Genomic DNA, 16,124 nt, shown 5'->3' on the forward strand with positions numbered 1-16,124 from the left:
CGCCAAGGTCCTATTCGTTTTACTATATGTATATGCAGTTGTTAAGAATTAATCTACACTGAATCAGGAAAAAAATCAATCCGCAAATATTCAGTACATTCATTTTTTCGCTTTTCGACGGGACACATATAGGCCCTCAAGCCTTGGCACACAATGAATCCAAAACTTCACTCAGTAAAAAAATGGTTTTTATATTTCTTTTGCAAGTATAAAACAAGGCACGAAATCTCGCGCCTTGTTTTTAAGTACCTTATTTTACTGTAAAGTTTAAATTAAGCTTCAACTGTCTTTCTGTTTTCAACAAGGAAGTCAATTGCTTTTTTAATTTTCAAATCGCCCTTTACAGCGTCTAGGCTGCCAAGAGCTTTTTTGATGCTTTCAACGTCCATATTGTACATAGAAGCCATTTGTCCAAGCTCAGCTTCCACTTCTTCGTCAGTTGCTTCAAGCTTTTCAGCTTCAGCAATCGCTTCAAGTGTTAGGCTAGTGCGTACTTGACCTTCTGCTTCTTCTTTCATTTGGCCGCGAAGAGCTTCTTCATCTTGACCAGAGAATTGGTAGTACAATTCAAGGTTAAGACCTTGAGATTGAATGCGCTGAGAGAACTCATCCATCATACGGTCTACTTCGTTGTTGATCATGGCTTCAGGAACGTCCATTTCAGCACCTTCAACAGCTTTGCCGATTACAGCATTTTGGATGAAGTTTTCTTCTTCATGCATTTTGTCATGCTCAAGACGGTGTTTTGTTTTTTCTTTCAGTTCAGCAAGTGTTTCCACTTCATCGTCAACGTCTTTTGCAAATTCGTCATCAAGCTCAGGAAGCTGTTTTGTTTTGATTTCGTGTACTTTCACCTTGAATACAGCTGGTTTGCCAGCAAGCTCAGCAGCATGGTATTCCTCAGGGAATGTTACTTCGATATCTTTCTCAGCGCCAGTTTCAAGACCGACTACTTGCTCTTCGAATCCAGGGATGAAAGAGTTAGAACCAAGTTCTAAAGAGTAGTTTTCTGAAGCTCCGCCTTCGAATTCTTCGCCGTCAACGAATCCTTTGAAATCGATTACGACTGTATCTCCTTCAGCAGCTCCGCCTTCTTCTTTTACAACAAGCTCAGCTTGGCGTTCTTGCATTGCCTTAAGTTCAGCTTCCACATCTTCATCTGTTACTTCAGAATTGAATTTTTCTACTTCAAGCCCTTTGTAGTCGCCAAGTTTAACTTCAGGCTTAACTGTAACAGTTGCTTTGAAGATTAGGTTTTGGCCTTTTTCCATTTGCTCGATGTCGATTTCAGGACGGTCAACAGGCTGGATTCCAGCTTCTTCTACCGCGTTTGCATATGCATCCGGAAGGATCACATCAAGAGCATCTTGGTATAAAGATTCAACGCCGAAACGCTTTTCGAACATTTGACGAGGCATTTTCCCTTTACGGAATCCTGGTACGTTTACTTGTTTAACAACTTTTTTGAAAGCTGCGTCTAAACCTTTGTTCACTTCTGCAGCATCAACTTCAACAGTTAATACTCCTTGATTGCCTTCTTGCTTTTCCCATTTTACAGACATGTGTTTCCCTCCAAAAATATCTATATACTTCTTGAATAAGCATTGGATGAATCAGCTTTGCCAAGTCTTAACAAGTCATCCGTCTAATATACCCGGAGAATTTCCCGGAATTACGTCGTTTCTTGTACAAACGTATACATTACAACCACTACATTATAACACAGGTTGCTTTTGTTTCAACAGGAAACCCTTAAATTATGGGATAAGAAACTGCTTCAATCTGTTTCACCGCTTCAAGAACTTCCGCAATCTCATGCGGTTCAGCGCTATAAGTGGCTCCCAGCCTTTCCAGGTCTGCATCGCCGCCCATATATTCCTCTGCCAGCGCATGGTAGGCTGCAGCCCATTCTCCATATTTCCCTCCGCTTACATCAAAAGGGAACAGGACAAAATGCTGCCGTTTTAAGACCTCATGAATCATGGCAAGCAATGTGGGATTAGAAGAACCAAGCACCCTCTCTGTCCGCTTTTCCATCTCCTTCAAAAAAGGATCCTCCGACAAGGCTGAAAGATCCTGCGGAATGATTTCCATCTGTCCCCATGGCTTTGCCAGCTCAATTTTTTTATCGAATTCCTGATCTTGTAAAACTTGGAGAATCATCGTCTTGAAAAAAGGATGATGTTCCTCTTCCCTTAAAAAAGCCGCAATCTCTTCTGCAAACGGCCTGACATTTATACCGGCCAGCTGCCTGATCACAGCATGCAGTTCAATGTCTGATTTCCCCTCAAACAGCGGACTGCCGCTTAGCCTTTCCAGGTTCAATTCTTCTTCCTTTTCCGCTTCCTCCTGCCGTTCCTCTATAACCCTCCGGCTGAACTGCAGCATTTTCTCATAATGTTCTTCCTTTTCTGCAGGGATATATTGATCTGAAAACAGGGCTTCGACCATTTCGACAATTTTCTCATGATCACCCAGCTGCAGCAAAACCATTAAATAAATATCAGAAATCTTAAAGTAATCCCCGATTCCCTTATGGAGAAGATCGATGCAAAGCTCTTTGGCCTCTTCATAACGGCCCTGCTCTACACTGGAAACGAGCAAACCCATATTCGCTTCTTCGTCCAGCGGCTCTAATTCGACTGCCTGGGACAGCAGCTCTGATGCTTGTTTGAAACGGCGGGCCTCCAGTTCTTCCATTCCTTTCGCCAGAAGCCGCTGGCTCAAATTAGGAAACGGAATGATCTTTGCTCTCCCGCCGTTTGTTTCGCCATTCTTGTCATTCATTGAAACTCGCCTCGCCGTCCGCTTTTTTTAAAAGTGTAGCATGGAATGTACTCAAATTCAAAAACCATAAAAAAAGGCCTCTCTGCAACCTGCATCAGGCAGGTCATAGAGAAGCCTCTGACTCTCTCATCAAGTATTCCAGTAACCGGAAATTATCTCCAGGGGATCATCCGCTTTTAGAATACAGACTATTTATATAGAAGAAACTGCGGTTCTTGCCTCTTCATATTCGCTAATTTGCTCATCATACTGAAGGGTGATAGAGATTTCATCCCATCCCTTGATCAGCATCTCTTTCCAATAGGGATGGATGTCAAAATTCGCTTCAAACCCTTCTCCATCCGTGACTTTTTGGTTAGGCAGATCCACTGTAATTTCATATCCCGCTGAAGATGCCCGCTCCATTAAATAGGATACTTCCGAATCTGCAAGCGGGATGGGCAGCATCCCGTTTTTCATACAGTTGTTCTTAAAGATATCGGCGAATGAAGGAGCAATGACAATGCTGAAGCCATAATCCTGCAGCGACCAGGGAGCATGCTCTCTTGAAGATCCGCACCCAAAATTTTCACCGGCCAGCAAGATCGATGTTCCTTTATTCTCCGGCTGGTTCAGCTCAAAATCTTCACGTTCCTTCCCGTTTTCATCATAGCGCCAGTTGTAAAACAGGAATTCTCCAAAACCGGTCCGTTCAATTCGCTTCAAGAATTGCTTTGGGATAATCTGATCCGTATCTACATTTTTTCTGTCCAAAACAGCTGCTCTTCCTTTAAAAATGGTGATTGGCTCCATTTCTTCCACCTCCGTTAATGTATAAGCAGTCATTTTTCATGAAACTGCTGAACGTTCTTTATCTTACTTTCTCCGCTTCGGCTTTCGCTTTCCAAGTGCGGATATCAACAAACTTCCCATGCACAGCGGCTGCGGCAGCCATCGCCGGACTCACTAAATGTGTCCTTGCTCCCGCCCCTTGGCGGCCTTCAAAATTCCGGTTGGATGTAGAGGCACAATGTTCACCGGCCGGAACCGCGTCCGGGTTCATACTCAAACACATAGAACAACCGGAATCACGCCATTCAAAGCCGGCCGATTTAAAAATTTCATCAAGGCCTTCTTCTTCCGCCTGCCTTTTAACGCTTTGCGAACCAGGCACAACCATCGCCCTGACTCCTTGATGGACTTCCTGGCCATCCACCATTTCAGCCGCCTGGCGCAGGTCTTCAATCCGTGAATTTGTGCATGAGCCAATAAATACATGCTGAACGGGGATTTCAGTGATCGGCATCCCTTCGGAAAGTCCCATATAGTTCAGCGCACTTTTTAATTCTTTCGCCCCAATCGTCCCATCTGCTTCTGTTGGAATCTTTCCGTCTACCCCGCTTGCCATTCCCGGATTCGTTCCCCAGCTGACCATAGGCGGGATTACACTGCCATCCAGCACAATGACTTTATCAAACTCCGCATCCTCATCACTGGCAAGTGCCTTCCATTCTTCCACCTTGCGTTCGAAATCTTGGCCTTTCGCGGCATATTTTCTCCCTTTCATATAGGAAAAAGTCGTTTCATCCGGGGCAACAAGCCCTGCACGCGCCCCGCCTTCAATCGACATATTGCACACTGTCATGCGCTCCTCCATCGACATATTTTCAAACACTTCTCCGCAGTATTCGATAATATGCCCTGTACCGAAATTGACACCGAAACGGGAAATCACATATAAAATTACGTCCTTGGCCATAACGCCAGGTCCAAGCGTTCCATTCACTTCAAGCTTCATCGTTTTCGGCTTGGTTTGCCACAAGGTCTGGGTCGCAAGAACGTGCTCGACTTCACTTGTTCCAATTCCAAATGCAATGGAACCGAACGCACCGTGTGTAGACGTATGGCTGTCCCCGCACACAATCGTCATCCCTGGCTGGGTTAAGCCAAGTTCCGGGCCGATCACATGCACGATCCCCTGCTCGTCACTGTCCAGATCAGCAAGCCTGATCCCAAACTCCTTACAGTTCCGATCAAGAGCTTCTAGCTGCTTCCTGGCGACTTCATCGTGGATAAAATAGCGGTTAACCGTCGGAACATTATGATCCATTGTCGCAAACGTCCGGTCCGGCCTTCTGACAGTCCTTCCTTTTAAACGCAGCCCTTCGAATGCCTGCGGGGAAGTTACTTCATGGATATACTGTAAATCAATGTACAAGAGATCCGGTTTATTCTCTTCCTGCATCACAATATGCCGATCCCAAATTTTTTCAATAATGGACTTTCCCATCTTCATCCACCCCATTTTCCTTGTTTTTAAAAATCCGCTTTAACGAACACGGCGCCCTTGAATCTGCTGCTTGTAAAACATTCTGATGTAAAAAAGTTTTTAAAAAACACGGCCTAAAGGAGTAGGCCGTGCAGTCAAGCTTTCTGCGATGAAAATCAGGCCGGCTTACGCATATGCGCCCATAATGTTCGAAATCGCTTCCTGATCTAATAATGCCGCTTTAATTTCCGCAATCATTTTCTCTGTTGTCACACTTTCTGATGCTGAACCCGCGATATCACCTGTCCTAAGGCCATTTTCCAATACTTGCTCTACCGCTTTTTCTACTGCTGCCGCTTCTTCCTCCAGTCCGAAGGATAAACGCAGCATGGAAGCGGACGAAAGGATCATCGCAATCGGATTCGCCTTATTCTGGCCGGCAATGTCAGGGGCACTGCCATGAATGGGTTCATATAAGCTAGGACCGAACTTCGAGACAGAAGCAGATGGAAGCATTCCAAGCGAACCCGTCAATACAGAAGCTTCATCACTTAAAATATCGCCAAACATATTTTCCGTCACAATGACATCAAATTGCTTTGGATTCCGGATCAACTGCATGGCGGCATTATCCACAAGCATATGTTCCACCGTAACATCCGGATAGTCCTTTGCCACTTCCTCCGCTGTTTCCCGCCATACCCTGCTGGACTCCAGCACATTCGCTTTATCCACGGATGTCAGCTTTTTCTTCCGCTGCGACGCCAGCTTGAATCCTAATTCAATGATTTTTCGGATTTCTTCTTTTGTATAAAAGAGCGTATCGACGACCGCATCTTCTCCATCCTTTGTCACCCGTTCGCTCGGTTTTCCAAAATAAAGGCCGCCTGTCAGCTCACGCACAATCAGTAAATCCACACCTTCGACCAGCTCTTTCTTTAGCGGAGAAGAATCGGAAAGGCTTTGATAAAAGCTAATGGGCCTAAGATTCGCATAAAGGTCAAGCTCTTTTCTTATTTTTAACAGCCCTCGTTCAGGTCTGCTGTGAGCCGGGACACTGTCCCACTTCGGACCTCCGACCGCTCCAAGCAGAACCGCGTCACTGTTCTTGCACACTTGAACTGTTTTATCCGGCAGGGGAGTTCCCGTATTGTCTATGGCACTGCCGCCGATTTCGCCGTACTGAAATTCAAATTCATGGCCGAATCTTTGTCCAACAGCCTCGAGAATCTCGATCGCCCCTTTTGTCACTTCTTTACCGATACCGTCTCCCGGCAATACCGCAATACTCTTCTTCATTGAAATCTCCCCTTTCTATTGTGGTACTTTCTCTTCAAGCTCCTTCATCAGCAATACACGGTTTACAGCATTCAGATACGCTTTCGCTGAGGCCTCGAGGACATCCTGATCCAGTCCGCGTCCGCTGCTTTCCACGCCTCCGTAATTCAATTTAACGAATACCTGGGCCAGCGCATCCATGCCGCCGCCGATAGATTGGATTCTGTAATCTTCCAAGGAAATCTTGCTTTGAAGGCAGCGTTCAAGCGTGTTGTACAGCGCTTCAACACTGCCGGCTCCGGTCGCCGCTTCCTGTATAAGACCGCTTTCCCCTTTTCGGAGCGTAACAGCTGCCGTCGGGATTTGGTTAGTTCCATGTGTGATTTGGAAGGAGACCAGATCATAGATGACTGTATCTGTTGCTTTCTCTTCCAATACCAAAGCCACCAAGTCCTCATCAGTCATCTGCTTTTTCTTGTCTGCCAATTCTTTGAACTGCTTAAACAGGCTGTTCATTTCTTCTTCAGTCACATGGAAATTCAGTTCCTGCAGCCTTTCTTTAAAGGCATGGCGTCCAGAATGCTTTCCAAGCACCAATGAGTTCGAAGATACACCGACAAGTTCCGGAGAAATAATTTCGTATGTTGTCTTCTCTTTAAGAACGCCGTCTTGATGGATACCAGACTCATGCGCATAAGCATTTGCCCCGATGATCGCTTTATTGGCAGGCACCTGCATGGTGGTCAGACGGCTGACAAGGTCACTCGTCCGTTTGATTTCGTGATGGACAAGCGATGTTTCAGCCTGATAAAAATCCTTTCTGATATGAAGAGCAATCGCCACTTCTTCAAGCGCAGCATTTCCTGCCCGCTCGCCAATTCCATTAATCGTGCCTTCTATCTGGGTTGCCCCGCCTTCAATGGCAGCCAGAGAATTGGCTGTTGCCATCCCTAAATCATCATGACAATGTGCAGACAGGCTGACTTTATGAATAGAAGGAACGTGCTCACGAAGGTAACGGAAGATGTCTCCATATTCAGCAGGAGCAGCATAGCCGACCGTGTCCGGAATATTGATCACACGGGCACCGGCCTGAATCACCGCTTCAACGATTTCAGCCAGATAATCAAGCTCTGTCCGGCTCGCATCTTCTGCCGACCATTGAACAATCGGGAACTTTGAAGCTCCGTATTTGACGGTGCTGACCGCTCTCTCAATCACTTGTTCCTTCGATAACTTCAATTTATACTGCCGGTGGATCGGGGAAGTGGCAATGAAGGTATGGAGCCTTGGTTCGGCTCCCCCCTTCAATGATTCCCACGCTGCATCTATATCGGATATAACGGCCCGCGAAAGTCCCGTTACTGAACAGTTCCTGATTTTGGCCGCAATTTCCTGAACGGACTGAAAATCTCCTTTAGAAGCTGCGGGGAAACCGGCTTCAATGATATCGACATTCAGCCTTTCCAGCTGGTAGGCAATTTCTAATTTTTCCGAAAAATTCAGGTTAACTCCAGCCGATTGTTCCCCGTCCCGAAGCGTCGTTTCGAATATATTAATTTTTTGCAACGGCTACCACTTCTTTCTCTGTTTGTTGAGGCTTGACGAAAGGCATCATCTTTCTTAGCTCACGTCCCACCACCTCAATCGGGTGATTATTTTCACGGTTATTAACCGCATTGAATACCGGACGGTTCGCTTGGTTTTCTAGAATCCAGCCTTTCGCGAACTCTCCATCCTGGATATCCTTCAACACTTTTTTCATTTCTTCTTTCGCCCTTTCGTCCACTACGCGGGGGCCTGAAACGAAATCTCCCCACTGAGCTGTGTCCGAAATCGAGTAGCGCATGTTTTCTAGTCCGCCTTCATACATCAAGTCTACGATCAGCTTCAATTCATGCAGACACTCAAAATATGCCACTTCCGGCTGGTAGCCTGCTTCTGTCAATGTTTCAAAACCTGCTTTGACAAGGGATGTCAGACCTCCGCACAATACTGCCTGTTCACCGAACAGATCTGTTTCTGTTTCTTCCTGGAAGGTTGTTTCGAGTCCGCCCGCACGAAGAGCGCCGATGCCTCGTGCATAAGCAAGGGCAAGTTCTCTTGCTTCGCCGGTCACATCCTGCTGGATCGCAAACAATGCCGGAACGCCTGCTCCCTGTGTGTATGTTCTTCTTACAAGGTGTCCCGGCCCTTTAGGAGCAACTAAAAGGACATCTACATCTGCCGGAGGAACGATTTGATTGAAGTGAACGTTAAAGCCGTGAGCAAACATCAATGCCTGGCCTGCACGCAATACCGGCTGGATTTCTTCTTTATATACTTTCGGCTGTGTTTCATCCGGAAGTAAATTCATGATAACGTCCGCCTGTTCCGCTGCTTCCTGAACAGAGTAAACATCAAATCCGTCTTCTGCGGCTTTATCGAAGGATTTCCCTTTCCGGATTCCGATGATGACTTCTACACCGCTGTCCCGAAGGTTTTGAGCGTGAGCATGGCCTTGTGAACCATATCCGATAACAGCTACCTTTTTACCATTGAAGAAATTTTCGTTTGCTTCCGCGTTATAATATACTTTTGCCATAATAGACATCTCCCTTGATTAGTAGTTTTTTTATTAGAATGTTTAAATTAAACAATCGTAACGGATTTAGGTGAATTCGATAATTGAAGGCCCCGCTGGAACGCTGTTGTTCCCGTTCGTGCGAGTTCCTTGATGCCAAATGGCTTGATCAGTTCGATAAAGGCTTCGATTTTTTCCGTTTCGCCGGTAATCTGGATGGTCAGGCTTTCCCTGCCCACATCGATGACTGAAGCCCGGAAAGGCTCAATGACTGAATAGATCTCTGACCTTGTCTGGCTGGACACCATGACTTTTACCAGTGCCAGTTCTCTTGCAACAATCGCTTGGCTGCTCAGGTCGGTTACTTTTAAAATATCAATCTGTTTATTCAGCTGCTTTGTCATCTGCTCAATTTGCATCGCATCATCCACATGAACCACAACAGTGATCCTTGAGATTCCGCTTTGTTCCGAAGCCCCGACCGTAATGCTTTCAATATTGTAGTTTCTTTTTGTAAATAAATTGGTGATCCGGTTCAGAACGCCCGGCCTGTTATTCACGGTAAGGGTAAGTATGCCTTTCATGATTAAACTCCTTCCATTTCGTGAAGCCCTTTGCCTGCTGCAACCATCGGATAGACGTTTTCTTTTTGCTTTACATGTATGTCAAGCAGGACAGGACCTTTGATGCTCATTGCTTCATCCATGATTCTCTCTGCTTCTTCCTCTGTGGAGGCTCTGAATGCCGGGATGCCATATGCATCCGCAAGCTTAACGAAATCAGGCTGAGACTGGAACAAACTGTGTGAATACCTTTCGCCATGGAACAGCTCCTGCCATTGCCGCACCATGCCGAGTGCTCCATTATTCAGAATGACAATTTTGATGGGCAGGTTCATTTCAGCGATAACCGACAGTTCTTGATTGGTCATCTGGAATCCTCCGTCACCGGAAATGGAAAGCACTGTCCGATCCGAAGATGCCAATTGTGCGCCAATGCTTGCCGGCAGACCGAATCCCATAGTTCCAAGTCCTCCGGAAGTCACCCAGGAATCCGGCTTGTTAAACCGATAATATTGTGCCGCCCACATTTGATGCTGGCCTACATCTGTTGTGACAATCGCCTCGCCACTTGTTTTTTCATGGAGCATCTGAATCACTCTTTGCGGCTTCAGCACACCTTCTTCCTCTTCATACCGGAGAGGATATTTCTCATTCCACTCATCCAGCTGCTTCCGCCAGCTGCTGATTTCAGGTTTTTTTCCGCTCTGAGCAATCAGTTCCTCAAGTGCTTCCTTCGCACTTCCGACGACAGGAATTTGGGTCGGAACATTTTTCCCGATTTCCGCAGGGTCAATATCGACATGCGCTACTACTGCTTTTTTCGCAAAATAATTTAGGTTCCCGGTCAGACGGTCATCGAACCGGGCCCCGATATTGATGAGCAGATCGCATTCCGACAAAGCCATATTCGCTGCATAAGATCCATGCATGCCGCCCATCCCCACAAACTGCGGATGTTCAGCCGGAAAGCCGCCAAGTCCAAGCAATGTATGTACGACCGGGAGACCCTGCTGCTCCGCATATTCCTTAAGGAGATTTGCTGCTTTTGCATGATGGACGCCGGCCCCTGCCAGAATGACTGGCTTTTTAGCACTGCTTACTGCCTCGACAAGCTTCCTGATTTGAAGGTAATTTGGTTTTGTCGTCGGCTGGTAGCCCGGAAGATCCATCTCCGGATCCATCTCAGCTGTCCCCTGAAGAATCGCCATATCTTTAGGAATATCAATCAGTACCGGTCCCGGCCTTCCGCTTGAGGCGATATAAAAGGCTTCTTTAATAATGCGCGGGAGGTCTTCCGGATTTCTGACTTGATAATTGTGTTTAGTGATCGGCGTCGTGATCCCCAGAACATCTGCTTCTTGGAATGCATCCGATCCTATCACTGTAGTAGCAACCTGACCCGAAATCACAACGAGCGGCAGGGAATCAATCATGGCGTCCGCAAGACCTGTAACAATATTCGTGGCTCCCGGACCCGAGGTTACAATCACGACCCCCGGCTTCCCTGTAATCCTGGCATAGCCTTCAGCCGCATGTACTGCACCTTGCTCATGTCTGGTTAAAATATGAAACAGACCTGAACTGTAGAGTTTGTCATAAATCGGCAATACAGCACCGCCTGGATATCCAAAAATGACGTCCACATTTTCTTTCTTCAATGCTTCCATCAAAAACTCCGCACCGCTAAACGTTGTTTTTTCACCCTTTCTATCAGCTACTACTGTCTTTTGCATCATACGTAAAGACCTCCTCCACTTTCTCCTTCATCATTTTTTGAATATTCAAACTTTTAGGGATGTAAAAAAGCCCTCCCACCCCTATATGCCTGCATGAGCAAGCAAGGGGTGAAAAGGCTTTGAGAACCAATCCACGGTACCACCCTTTTTCGCATGTGATTCTTCCAACATGCGCACTTAAGTGATTTGATAACGGGTGCCGGTTCGCACCCGTTCAGCTCTACTAAGAATCCTTTTCAAGCTGAAACTCCAAGGTGAGTTCATTCTTTGGGACAATACCGGCTTCCAGCAACCCGGCTCTCTGTAAATGCCTTACCAAAAAACTACTTATCCTCATCATTGATTTCATCGTCATTTGTTTGTTTGAAGCAATGTTGTCTTGTATTTGTGATTATCTTACGCCCAATTCTAAAGTGAGTCAACACCTTTTTGAGAATTATTAGATAATTTAGACTTATCAAACTTTATGTATGCGTTTCCATCCTTTTCATTATCGAATTTCCAAAAAAAGAATTTTTTTATGCCGATGCTGCTTTCCCGCCACTCAAAGCGGAAATAAGACGCGATTCTGAATTCGACTCAGTATCATAAAAAAGAGGACGAGGAAGTCTCCTCATCCTCCGTATTATCAATCACCGGGCAGCCAATACATCTTGATATTCTGGATGTTTCGTGAACTGCACCTGAGCAAATGAACAAATCGGGACTACCTTTACGTTTTCTTCCCGGGCATACTCTACAAGACGCTCCACCAGCTGATTGCCCACTTTCTGACCGCGCAGCTTTTCAGAAACCTCTGTATGGTCTACTGTGATCTCTCCGTCTCCTGAAGAAAAATAGCTGATTTCAGCCAATTTTTCTCCCTCTTCTTCTACATAGAAATTCCCTTCGCCCTGCTTAATATCAACCATATTGATTCCTCCTGTTCAGATAACCTTCGTGACTGTTATTTTATACCACTGTTTTATCCTTCCGCAAACGCGGTCCATCACTCTTAGTGAATCTTCGCACTCTTACTTCCCTCCCAATCGGAGTTACTCAATCTATCAAATTACGTTAGAGTTTCTGCCATGTTTCAATGAAAGTTAAAAATCGTCCCCCATACAGTTCCACTTCTTTTTTTTGGAAATCAGCTTCCATTCAATCACTCCTTTGCCATCTTTCTGCTCTGCCTGCATCTTTTAAACTTTTAATATTTTCTTCTTTCTTCCTATTAAATAGTATGTAAGAGAAAGAGATAATAATCGCCGTTTTACCTGAAATCGCTCAACAAAGAAGACCTCGTTTTCCAAGCCTTCGATTGTTCTATTTTTAGAAAATGATTAAATGTTCGAATTCCTTACATATGTGATAAAAACTCCTTACATCTGATGAATGCCCATCCTTCTATTTTTCGAACTCCGGCTCTTTGCTGAAGCTGCGAGAATAATGCCAAAAATCGGGATCTCTTGAGAAGCCGTTTCGTTCATACAGTCTTTGAGCTCCAAAATTATCTGCTGCCGTTTCAAGAGATAAAGCCGCCGCCCCCGTTTCACGGCACAGCTCTGCAGAACGGTCAATCAGCATCTGGCCGATTCCCTTGCTGCGGTACTCTTCCATAACAAACAAATCATTTAAGATCCAAGCCCGACGCATGGAGATAGAAGAAAAGGTTGGATACAGCTGGACAAAACCGACGCATTCGCCTTTATCTTCTGCAACGAAAATAATAGATTCTCCCCGTTCCATCCTTTCCCTAAGATAGGATTCAGCACCTTCCATATCATCAGGCTGCTGATAAAACCGGCGATATGCATTGAAAAGCTGGGTGATTCCTCTAAGATCCTTTAATTCTGCTTGGTAAACGTTCACTTCTCTCTCCCCTTCTCTCTTTTTCTCTAATAGACTCTCTTACCTTATTTCGACATTCCCGCCTTTTCTCCTCTGTCATTAAACAGATGATGATAATCGGAATTTTTAGTAAAATAGACCATAGCGTAATACTGAGACGAAATAGTGTCAGGAGGATTTCCTATGAAATAACCGATACAGTCCCCTTTTTCTTACAGAATTACGAACCGTCCTCTCGGTTTCTAAAAAGCTATTATTCCCGATATCCTGATATTTTCGCAGAATATTTTTCCTACCATTGCAAGGATACGGAAGATCGGCATCAACAATTCATAGAGAAGTATCCTAAAGCCATCCCGAGAATAGAACAAGTCCATCACAAAATACTGCCAATCATTAAAGAAACAGCTGATTTGTACACAAAAAAATATCAGGTGACCTTTCCCATTGAAGTGAATTTGATTGTAGGCGGGTTTGGTTCCAATGCCTATACACACAGACAGATTATTCCTAATATCACTTTCGCCTTAGAGAAGCTATCTCCCCGTCAAGATCATTTAAGAACCATCGCAGCCCATGAATTTGGCCATGTGACACACAATACCCTTTCTCATGAGGCCGGCACAGATTGGGAAAAAATCGATTGGTACAGTCCCCTTATCTGGCTCTTACAAGAAGGAGCGGCCATCCATTTGTCCCGGCAAATCGTTACAGACTTGACTCCCTCCATGTATTTCTCATTTGATGATGAAGGGAAGGATTGGTTAACCTTTTCAGAAAGCAATACAGATAAAATAAAAGCGGCTTTTGCCTGGGATATCACAAATAAATCAACTCACTATGTATACCGGGAGTGGTTTTCCATAAATGGCGGAGAAAGATATGGATACAGCCGATTGGGCTATTACCTTGCCGATCTGTTTTTCCAGTCTCTAATTAGGGACGGCGGGGAACAGCAAGCGATGATTGCATGGAAAAATAGAGAATACGAAAAGAAAGCAAAAGAGTGGCTTTTTCTAAACACGGCTCCATCATTTTTTCTAAAATAAAGACATATCTTCAGCCAACATCTATTTTTACTTTTTTTGATAGTTTGTCCACCCCCTCCACAGCCTGAATACATATATTAACAATAAATAGGATTAAGACTGTCCATTTATAATGGATAGGTTTCTATGAAAAAATAAAGCACCGCAGTGTTTATTTTTTTCTATTTATTATTAAGAGTCTGGAGGAGAAATGAAGCGTGCCCAAAGTGATTATTAAAATTCCTTTCAATTATGCGAATGTGCACGGACAGAAACAAATTGCTCTGACAAAAAGCTGGATTGATAACAGAATCGATATCTTTATAAAGTACACGTTAAGAAGTCTTAAAAACCAAACGAATCAAAACTTTATCGCTTACATTTTATATGATCTAACGTCCAAACCCATAATTGAACAGGCCCTGTTAAAATATCCGCCTCTTCCCCCTCACATAAGATTTGTTCCCGGAGAGAAAGCGTATACGGAAGAGGTACGCAAATATATTAGTCTTGACCCATTTTTCTATGAAGTTCATCTTCACAGCGATGATATGTATCATCAATCTTTTATTAATCAAATCCAGCAGTATAAACCGGGAAGCGGAACGAAAATTCTCATTTGCCAAAATGGATATATTTACGACTCTAAACAGCATCGGCTTGCAAAATATTTTAATTTCTCGAGCGGCTTTAATTGTTTGATCTATAAAACAGAAGACTATTTATCAGGAGTAAGATATAACCTGCACGGTGATATGGGAGCCATTCGACACCCGCATGAGTTTCTGGGGAAAGCAAACTATATCAATCATTCGCACGAGGGCAATGTCGCCTTTTCATTTGATATTGAACGTAAAAGAAATAAAGTAAAAAATGTATGGAAAAGAAGCAGCAGCGGGACGAAACCCGGAATGACAGATGAAGAAATAAGAAAAGTTTCTCAGCGGGCATTATTTGGGGAAGAGATTACAGATAAAAAGGAAATGGAGAATATATTAAAAGAGTTTAGAGGATGACAGGGTGACTTTAGACAGATGGCAACACGGCTTATCCTTAGCAAACGATCGTATGAATGGACATCAGCATCTTACAAAAAGGCTGCCGATATAATCGGCAGCCTGACACACTTTTATTGAGCAAATTGTGTTTTATAGTTTTCAATTAATTGTTCTGGTCCCTGCTCCTCTTCAGCAGCCATTTGTCTTTGACGGGCAGCTTGGTTCACCTGCTCATCAGCATGGTAGCTGGAGCGGACAAGCGGGCCTGCCTCACAATGTTTGAAGCCTTTTTGCAGGGCGATTTCCTTCAGCTCAGCAAATTCATCCGGGTGTACATAGCGGACCACATCCAAATGTTTTTTCGTTGGCTGCAGATACTGGCCGATTGTCATAATATCCACGTCATGCGCCAATAGGTCATCCATCGCCTGAAGAATTTCTTCCTTCGTTTCGCCAAGCCCGACCATTAAGCTGGACTTTGTCGGTGTATTCGGGCTGATTTCTTTCACCCGTTTCAGCAATTCAAGAGAACGACGATATGTCGCTTTAGAACGGACACGGCTTGTCAAACGCTCAACGGTTTCAATATTATGGTTAAAAATGTCCGGTTTGGCATCCATTAACATGTGAAGGCTTTCATAGTCCCCTTTCATGTCAGAAGGCAGCACCTCGACTGTCGTATTCGGCATTCTGCGGTGAATGGCACGCACCGTTTCAGCAAAAACCTCTGCACCGCCATCCTGCAGATCATCCCTCGCTACAGCTGTCACTACGCAATGACGAAGCCCCATAGCTTCAACTGATCTTGCCACACGTTCCGGCTCGCCCCAGTCCAATTCCGTCGGTCTTCCGGTTGTCACGGCACAGAAACGGCAGCCCCTTGTACAAATGCTTCCAAGAATCATGAATGTAGCTGTCTTTCTAACCGCCCAGCATTCATGAATATTCGGACATTTCGCTTCTTCACAAACAGTATGTAACCTTTCTTCACGCATCATTTTCTTCAGTCCGTTGTATGTTTGGTTCGTGTTTAACTTAATTTTCAGCCATTCAGGCTTACGCAGATATTCCTTTTTCGCCATCTTTCCGCCAC

14 protein-coding genes and 1 other annotated feature are annotated in these 16,124 nt (G+C 44.8%); of the genes, 2 read left to right on the forward strand and 12 right to left on the reverse strand.

The window, feature by feature from the left end; translation table 11 throughout:
* Positions 1-272: 272 nt before the first annotated feature.
* The 11 genes from tig to BQ4305_RS06950 form a co-directional block, all read right to left on the reverse strand.
* Positions 273-1,562, reverse strand: a complete 1,290-nt coding sequence (tig, locus tag BQ4305_RS06900; protein WP_110927112.1) for a trigger factor — start codon at positions 1,560-1,562, stop codon at positions 273-275.
* 190 nt (positions 1,563-1,752) lie between these two features.
* Entirely contained in the window at positions 1,753-2,787 is a 1,035-nt protein-coding gene (locus BQ4305_RS06905; RefSeq protein ID WP_110927113.1) for a tetratricopeptide repeat protein, read from the reverse strand.
* A gap of 192 nt (positions 2,788-2,979) precedes the next feature.
* Entirely contained in the window at positions 2,980-3,579 is a 600-nt protein-coding gene (gene leuD, locus BQ4305_RS06910; RefSeq protein WP_110927114.1) for a 3-isopropylmalate dehydratase small subunit, read from the reverse strand.
* Positions 3,580-3,637: 58 nt separating this feature from the next.
* Positions 3,638-5,056 (reverse strand): 3-isopropylmalate dehydratase large subunit, encoded by a 1,419-nt coding sequence (gene leuC / locus BQ4305_RS06915; protein ID WP_407640142.1) that lies wholly within the window; start codon positions 5,054-5,056, stop codon positions 3,638-3,640.
* Positions 5,057-5,221: 165 nt separating this feature from the next.
* Positions 5,222-6,334, reverse strand: coding sequence for a 3-isopropylmalate dehydrogenase (gene leuB, locus BQ4305_RS06920; RefSeq protein WP_110927116.1), 1,113 nt, complete (start codon positions 6,332-6,334; stop codon positions 5,222-5,224).
* Positions 6,335-6,349: 15 nt separating this feature from the next.
* Complete coding sequence (locus tag BQ4305_RS06925; protein WP_110927117.1) at positions 6,350-7,882, reverse strand: 2-isopropylmalate synthase; 1,533 nt, start codon at positions 7,880-7,882, stop codon at positions 6,350-6,352.
* Positions 7,869-8,897 carry a ketol-acid reductoisomerase gene (gene ilvC / locus BQ4305_RS06930; protein ID WP_110927118.1) on the reverse strand — a complete coding sequence of 343 codons (1,029 nt, stop codon included), beginning with the start codon at positions 8,895-8,897 and terminating at the stop codon, positions 7,869-7,871. Before ilvC ends, BQ4305_RS06925 begins: the two co-directional genes overlap by 14 nt.
* A gap of 47 nt (positions 8,898-8,944) precedes the next feature.
* Positions 8,945-9,460: an acetolactate synthase small subunit gene (gene ilvN / locus BQ4305_RS06935; RefSeq protein ID WP_110927119.1), complete on the reverse strand. Its 516-nt coding sequence runs from the start codon at positions 9,458-9,460 to the stop codon at positions 8,945-8,947.
* Positions 9,461-9,462: 2 nt separating this feature from the next.
* The gene (ilvB, locus tag BQ4305_RS06940) at positions 9,463-11,172 is read right to left on the reverse strand and encodes an acetolactate synthase large subunit (protein ID WP_407640145.1); all 1,710 of its coding nucleotides are present in this window, start codon (positions 11,170-11,172) and stop codon (positions 9,463-9,465) included.
* 104 nt (positions 11,173-11,276) lie between these two features.
* Positions 11,277-11,524, reverse strand: a binding site (T-box leader).
* Between the two features lie 283 nt (positions 11,525-11,807).
* On the reverse strand, positions 11,808-12,086 hold the full coding sequence (locus tag BQ4305_RS06945; protein ID WP_110927121.1) for a GNAT family N-acetyltransferase: 279 nt from the start codon (positions 12,084-12,086) through the stop codon (positions 11,808-11,810).
* Positions 12,087-12,561: 475 nt separating this feature from the next.
* Complete coding sequence (locus BQ4305_RS06950) at positions 12,562-13,026, reverse strand: GNAT family N-acetyltransferase (RefSeq protein WP_110927122.1); 465 nt, start codon at positions 13,024-13,026, stop codon at positions 12,562-12,564.
* A 392-nt stretch (positions 13,027-13,418) separates the two neighbouring features.
* Between BQ4305_RS06950 and BQ4305_RS06955 the strand changes: the two genes are divergently transcribed.
* Complete coding sequence (locus BQ4305_RS06955) at positions 13,419-14,054, forward strand: hypothetical protein (protein WP_234396894.1); 636 nt, start codon at positions 13,419-13,421, stop codon at positions 14,052-14,054.
* Between the two features lie 197 nt (positions 14,055-14,251).
* Entirely contained in the window at positions 14,252-15,049 is a 798-nt protein-coding gene (locus tag BQ4305_RS06960) for a glycosyltransferase (protein ID WP_110927123.1), read from the forward strand.
* Between the two features lie 113 nt (positions 15,050-15,162).
* Here the strand turns inward: BQ4305_RS06960 and lipA are convergent, their stop codons facing one another.
* A complete protein-coding gene (lipA, locus tag BQ4305_RS06965) occupies positions 15,163-16,113 on the reverse strand; it encodes a lipoyl synthase (RefSeq protein WP_110927124.1) in 951 nt (316 codons plus the stop codon).
* Between the last annotated feature and the right edge of the window lie 11 nt (positions 16,114-16,124).

This window comes from Bacillus massiliglaciei (assembly GCF_900098925.1).
Classification (GTDB): domain Bacteria; phylum Bacillota; class Bacilli; order Bacillales; family DSM-1321; genus Peribacillus; species Peribacillus massiliglaciei.

Excerpts from the sequence above, each read along its gene's own strand:
- tig (WP_110927112.1), bottom strand. The coding sequence starts at position 1,562 with ATGTCTGTAAAATGGGAAAAGCAAGAAGGCAATCAAGGAGTATTAACT.
- BQ4305_RS06905 (WP_110927113.1), bottom strand. The coding sequence starts at position 2,787 with ATGAATGACAAGAATGGCGAAACAAACGGCGGGAGAGCAAAGATCATT.
- leuD (WP_110927114.1), bottom strand. The coding sequence starts at position 3,579 with ATGGAGCCAATCACCATTTTTAAAGGAAGAGCAGCTGTTTTGGACAGA.
- leuC (WP_407640142.1), bottom strand. The coding sequence starts at position 5,056 with ATGGGAAAGTCCATTATTGAAAAAATTTGGGATCGGCATATTGTGATG.
- leuB (WP_110927116.1), bottom strand. The coding sequence starts at position 6,334 with ATGAAGAAGAGTATTGCGGTATTGCCGGGAGACGGTATCGGTAAAGAA.
- ilvC (WP_110927118.1), bottom strand. The coding sequence starts at position 8,897 with ATGGCAAAAGTATATTATAACGCGGAAGCAAACGAAAATTTCTTCAAT.
- ilvN (WP_110927119.1), bottom strand. The coding sequence starts at position 9,460 with ATGAAAGGCATACTTACCCTTACCGTGAATAACAGGCCGGGCGTTCTG.
- ilvB (WP_407640145.1), bottom strand. The coding sequence starts at position 11,172 with ATGCAAAAGACAGTAGTAGCTGATAGAAAGGGTGAAAAAACAACGTTT.
- BQ4305_RS06945 (WP_110927121.1), bottom strand. The coding sequence starts at position 12,086 with ATGGTTGATATTAAGCAGGGCGAAGGGAATTTCTATGTAGAAGAAGAG.
- lipA (WP_110927124.1), bottom strand. The coding sequence starts at position 16,113 with ATGGCGAAAAAGGAATATCTGCGTAAGCCTGAATGGCTGAAAATTAAG.